At 48.2% G+C, this 5,451-nt stretch carries 5 protein-coding genes and 1 pseudogene; 5 read left to right on the top strand and 1 reads right to left on the bottom strand.

Going from position 1 to position 5,451, the window contains the following annotated elements:
• The 4 genes from ACWA6V_RS16645 to ACWA6V_RS16630 form a co-directional block, all read left to right on the top strand.
• On the top strand, positions 1-431 hold a 431-nt coding region (locus ACWA6V_RS16645), incomplete at its 5' end, for a transketolase-like TK C-terminal-containing protein (RefSeq protein WP_449523542.1).
• Positions 432-499: 68 nt separating this feature from the next.
• On the top strand, positions 500-922 hold the full coding sequence (locus ACWA6V_RS16640) for a DUF5991 domain-containing protein (RefSeq protein ID WP_449523541.1): 423 nt from the start codon (positions 500-502) through the stop codon (positions 920-922).
• A 30-nt stretch (positions 923-952) separates the two neighbouring features.
• Complete coding sequence (locus ACWA6V_RS16635) at positions 953-2,125, top strand: phosphoglycerate kinase (protein WP_449523540.1); 1,173 nt, start codon at positions 953-955, stop codon at positions 2,123-2,125.
• A 215-nt stretch (positions 2,126-2,340) separates the two neighbouring features.
• The gene (locus ACWA6V_RS16630) at positions 2,341-4,290 is read left to right on the top strand and encodes an ADP-ribosylglycohydrolase family protein (protein ID WP_449523539.1); all 1,950 of its coding nucleotides are present in this window, start codon (positions 2,341-2,343) and stop codon (positions 4,288-4,290) included.
• Between the two features lie 100 nt (positions 4,291-4,390).
• On the opposite strand, the gene smpB is transcribed toward ACWA6V_RS16630, so the two are convergent.
• Positions 4,391-4,876: an SsrA-binding protein SmpB gene (smpB, locus tag ACWA6V_RS16625; RefSeq protein ID WP_449523538.1), complete on the bottom strand. Its 486-nt coding sequence runs from the start codon at positions 4,874-4,876 to the stop codon at positions 4,391-4,393.
• A 237-nt stretch (positions 4,877-5,113) separates the two neighbouring features.
• Here smpB and ACWA6V_RS16620 point away from each other — a divergent pair.
• A pseudogene (locus ACWA6V_RS16620) lies at positions 5,114-5,451 on the top strand (sodium-dependent transporter); the annotation flags it as partial.

Genomic DNA, 5,451 nt, shown 5'->3' with positions numbered 1-5,451 from the left:
TGGATTTCTTTGCGCGCACTCCAGAGCAAGTCGCCAACATCGCCAAAGGCGGTTATGTATTGGTTGATTCTGTGGGCGAGCCAGAAGCCATCCTGATCGCAACCGGTTCAGAAGTAGGCGTTACTGTGAAAGCCGCAGAAGCCCTCAAAGCCAAAGGCAAAAACATTCGCGTCGTGTCTATGCCATCGACCTCTGTGTTCGATCAACAAGACGTTGCCTACAAAGAGTCCGTGCTGCCAATCAGCGTAGGCGCTCGCGTTGCAATCGAAACTGCACACGCTGACTATTGGTACAAATACGTCGGCTTCGATGGCCGCATCATCGGCATGACCACTTTCGGTGAATCAGCACCGGGCAATAAATTGCTCGAACACTTCGGCTTCACTGTCGATAACATCGTAACAACCGTTGAAGAATTGCTGGAAGACTAAGCAACAAAAAACACCCGGCGCGAGTCGGGTGTGTTTTTTTAGGGACAGTTAAAGCTAAAGCTTGATAAATGAAAACATTAAAACGATTTCTTGTTCTTGTGAGCGTGCTTTTTTCATTCGATATATCTGCGAATACAAAATGGCAAGGCTCATATATTTATGAAGCCGATTTAAGCGGTGATATTCCCGACCGATTAATGTTTGTTGAGTATGTGTTGGAGGTCAGTAATGACTCCTGCAAACTAATCATCCAAGGTTATCAAGTTTTTGAAACGATTTTGTGCAGCACTGGAAACAACGAAAAAACATTGAGCATTTATTTTCAATCCTATGAAGATGGCTCAGTGAAAAATGCTTACGGCATTCAGATTTATACTACCGGCCAGCGATTATTTTGGTTGGACAAAGCATCAATAACTCATTGGGATGCATTGGTGCCTGATGAGTCTGTAGCAAAGCCGGGAAAATATTTTTTAAAGACAGCTCAGTAAAAATTATTGGCATTATCTAAGAGGCTCCCCATGACCGTAAAATTAATGAAAGATCAGGATCTTGCTGGCAAACGTGTATTGATTCGTCAGGATCTGAACGTGCCGTTGGAAGATGGCCGCATCACGTCTGCTGTGCGTATTGATGCTTCTATTCCTACCATTCAAGCGGCGTTGGCTGCTGGTGCAAAAGTGATGGTGATGTCGCATCTCGGTCGTCCGGATGAAGGTGTTTATGAAGAGGCTTCTTCATTGGCGCCAGTGGCAAAATACCTGAGCGAAAAACTGGGTCGCGATGTGCCACTCGTTAAAAACTGGGTTGACGGTTTTGCGATGGAAGGTGATTTGGTGTTGCTGGAAAACGTGCGCTTCAATGTGGGCGAAGGCAAAAATTCTGATGAGCTGTCCAAAAAAATGGCGGCCTTGTGCGATGTATTTGTGATGGATGCATTTGGCACCGCACACCGCGCGCAAGCATCAACCCACGGCGTTGCAAAATTTGCACCTATCGCCTGTGCAGGTCCATTGCTCTCGGCGGAATTGGAAGCCTTGGCAAAAGTATTGGATAAGCCTGCGCGTCCATTGGTGGCTATCGTTGGTGGCTCAAAAGTATCAACCAAATTGAGCGTATTGGATGCGCTGTCGAAAATCGCTGACATTCTGGTGGTTGGTGGTGGTATCTCCAACACTTTCGTAGCTGCAGCAGGCAATCAAGTTGGCAACTCGCTCTACGAAAAAGATTTGATCCCTGAAGCACAGCGTCTGTGCAAAACGACTGAAGTGGTTTTTGCGACTGATGTACGTGTCACCAAAGAAGGTTTCAAATCCTGGAATCACAATTCTGTCGCCACAGTTAAAAAACCGAGTGAAATTCAGCCTGATGAAGAAATTATCGACTACGGCCCTGAAACCGCAGCGCGCGTTGCGGAAATTATCAAAAACGCTAAAACCGTATTGTGGAATGGCCCTTGCGGCGTATTCGAATTCGATGCGTTCGCCAAAGGTACTGAAACTATTTCACGCGCAATTGCTGATAGCGATGCATTCTCTGTTGCGGGTGGCGGCGATACGCTGGCGGCAATCGATAAGTGGAACCTGGCTGACAAAATTTCGTACGTGTCTACCGGTGGTGGTGCTTTCCTTGAATTCGTTGAAGGCAAGGTATTGCCTGCAGTAGCCATTCTGGAAGAGCGTGCTAAGGGCTAATTGCACGTTTTGCTGTATCCCAAAAGGCGATCTTCGGATCGCCTTTTTTATTTCCAGTGTGCTGTCCCACTTTCGCAGCTGCCTAAAGTGAGGGTAACCAAACCGTAAATCGGCTAAAGGTGGGACGACAACCCAGCGCCCAAGGACGATTCTGCTCTCCTGCTGCACCCATCATTGGTTATGCAGATAACAATAAAATAGTGGGAGATAACAAGATGAAAAAATATCTGGCAACAGCAATGTCTGCGCTCTTGGTTGCAAGTTGTTATGTACAGGCCGATAGCGCCCATTACCAAAAAATTCCGGTCGCCGAATATCAGGATAAAGTGAAGGCTTCATGGTTAGGCCAAATTATTGGCAATACTTACGGGCTCTCCTATGAATTCAAATTTATTGACCAGCCGGGGCCCAACAAATTTCCTTATGGTTTTGGCGAATATCTTGCGAAAGTAAAAGAGGTGAATGGCGCGTTTTCTGATGACGATACGGATATCGAATACATGTATTTATTGCAGATGGAAAAGCACGGCAGTACGCCGTCTTATTCGGCGCTGGCAAATGCATGGCAAGATCACGTGCGTGAAAAAGTCTGGGTGGCCAACCGGCAGGCGGTGGCATTGATGCACGCTGGATATTCGCCGCCGCTCACCGGGCACAAAACATTAAATCCGCAGTGGTTTCAAATTGATCCGCAATTGGTTAATGAAATCTGGGCGGTGACTGCGCCGGGCATGATGAATTATGCTGCTGCAAAAACCCGCTGGGCCGGGCGTATTACCAGCGACGATTTTGGTATTGATCCCGCCGTGATGTACGGCGCTATGTTTTCCGCCGCCTTTTTTGAGCGCGATATTGAACGCTTGATTGCCGCAGGTTTGGCAGCGTTGCCAACGCAGAGCCGGTTTGCGGCGATCGTTCGGCATATGCAACAGCTGCACAAAAAATATCCCGATGATTGGCAAAAAGCGCGTGCGGTAATGGCGGAGCATTATTATCGCGCATTCGATTACAACAAAAATGCCTGGTTGGTGGTTGATGCGAATTTAAATGGCGCCTGTGCGATTCTCGCACTTTTATATGGCGAAGGTGATTTTCAAAAGACCCTGGATATGGCAAGTGCAATGGGTTTTGGTGCAGACAATCAAGCGGCTAGTATGAGTGGCTTGTTGGGAATTGTGGGCGGCACTGCGATATTGCCGAAAAATTTATTGTTCCCGATCCCGGAGTTAAACTGGAGTCAGCCCTACAACGACCGCTATATTAATGTCAGCCGGGTTGATTTGCCTGATGCGCGCATCAGCGATTTGGTTGCGCGCATGGCGCATGAAGGTGAAAAAATTATTCTGGCGCAAGGTGGAAAAAAGATTGTTGAAAGTGGTGTTGAATATTATTTAATTAACTCTGGCGCAAAATTTTCTGCACCGCTGGAGTTACCCTCTGCGCCTGTGTTGTTTGCTGAGCAAGATCAAATGTTTTCGTTTGATACCGGCGTCGATATTGCCTCGAGCGATGAAAAATTAACACTGCTCAGTAGTGCGTTACCCTCGGGATTGCAGTTGCGCTCCGGTGTCATCTCGGGCGTGCCAAAAACATCCGGGCTGTATCGATTTAAATTGCGCTTGGCGCGCGGGCAAGAAACCGTTGAGCGCGAATATGTTATCGATGTACATACCCGTAATCTTGCCGCTGCGGCAACTGAGGTCTTGCACAATATAAATGACCCCAAAAGAAGTGAATCGCTCGCGCAAATACTGCGCGATGGCCAGCTCGAAGCAACCTATTACAGCACTGAAAATGCGCTTGTAAACAAGCAGGATTTTTACGGCTATCGTTGGGAGCAACCGCAAACGATTTCGGTGCTGCGCTTTAATCCCGGTACACCCAAAGAATTTGCCGGTTGGTTTACTTCGTTACAAGTGCAATATCTGGATAATGCGGGCGAGTGGCAAAATGTGCAGCAACTGCAGATAGCGCCAGCAATAAATTTTGATAATTCCCAATGGTTAAAAGGGATTGGTATTAATCACACGCTTTCATTCACCCCAATTGCGACTAGATCGATTCGAATTATTGGTGCTGCAGGTGGTGTTGAACGGGATAGTTTTAACGGCGGTGGGCGCGAGGTTTACACGGGGATTGGTGAATTGAGTGTGCACGAACGCTAAGCTGCGGTTGCGTTGAAAAACGGGAATAAAAAATGCCGGTATCACACAATACCGGCATTTTTTATTTGTAACACTTTATTTTAGAAAAGCCCCGGAAAAATTAATCGCGTTTGGTAGCGGTTTGGAACAGACGCTGTTTATCGCGCGCCCAATCGCGCTCTTTTTCGGTCTCGCGTTTATCGTGGAGCTGTTTACCTTTAGCGATGGCGATTTCCAATTTAATTAAATGTTCTTTCCAGTAGAGCGCAGTGGGCACTACTGTGTAGCCTTTTTGTTCTACCGCTTCCTGCAGGCGATTAATTTCGCGGCGGTTGAGCAGCAGTTTGCGGTTGCGAAAAGGGTCAGTCACAAAATGCGTGGATGCGCTCAGCAGTGGTTGGATTTGGGCAGCTTGCAACCAGGCCTCGTTATTTTTGAACACCACGTAGCAATCAGTGATATTGCCTTTGCCCGCGCGCAGGCTTTTAACTTCCCAACCAGTGAGTGCAATGCCCGCTTCAAAGCGGTCGTGCAGTTCGTAATCGAACTTGGCTTTTTTGTTGAGGGCGATAGTGCTGCCTTGGTTTTTTTGCGTTTTTTTGGCCATGAACTCAATGCTACTCGGGGTAAGTCGTCAAACGGGCTGGCATTATATCGGCAAAGCTTGCGCTCTGTCTTGATATCGGCTGGCTGTCTTGAGCTGAGTCTAGGGCATGGGCTTATACGGCTGCGGCAATCTAGGTACAATTCACCGTCGAATATTATTCTTGCGCGCTATGTCTGGTGCGATCTGTGCTTAACCAACAATAACGATGCCCAATCAGGGTTAATAGAGGAGCAGCGCGTGAAGCCACTTAAACAACATACTATCTGGGGATTGCGCGGCAGTTTTATTTTGGCCGCGACCGGCTCTGCTGTAGGTTTGGGTAATATCTGGAAGTTTCCCTACATCACCGGCGAGAACGGCGGGGGTGCGTTTGTGCTGATGTATCTTCTGTGCATCGCGCTGATCGGTATTCCGATCATGATGGCGGAAATTTTGATGGGGCGCCGCGCGCGCGCCAATCCGATTATGGCGACGGCAGAGCTGTGCGAAACCGCGGGTGCAAGTAAGGGCTGGACTATTATCGGCTGGATGGGCGCGTTCGCGGCAGGGGTTGCTGCACGCAAGGGAACCGGCAC

Source organism: Cellvibrio sp., assembly GCF_053579595.1.
This window is presented reverse-complemented; position numbering and strand designations above follow the sequence as displayed.

Coding starts and splice junctions, on each gene's coding strand:
- ACWA6V_RS16640 (WP_449523541.1), top strand. CDS start 500: ATGAAAACATTAAAACGATTTCTTGTTCTTGTGAGCGTGCTTTTTTCA.
- ACWA6V_RS16635 (WP_449523540.1), top strand. CDS start 953: ATGACCGTAAAATTAATGAAAGATCAGGATCTTGCTGGCAAACGTGTA.
- ACWA6V_RS16630 (WP_449523539.1), top strand. CDS start 2,341: ATGAAAAAATATCTGGCAACAGCAATGTCTGCGCTCTTGGTTGCAAGT.
- smpB (WP_449523538.1), bottom strand. CDS start 4,876: ATGGCCAAAAAAACGCAAAAAAACCAAGGCAGCACTATCGCCCTCAAC.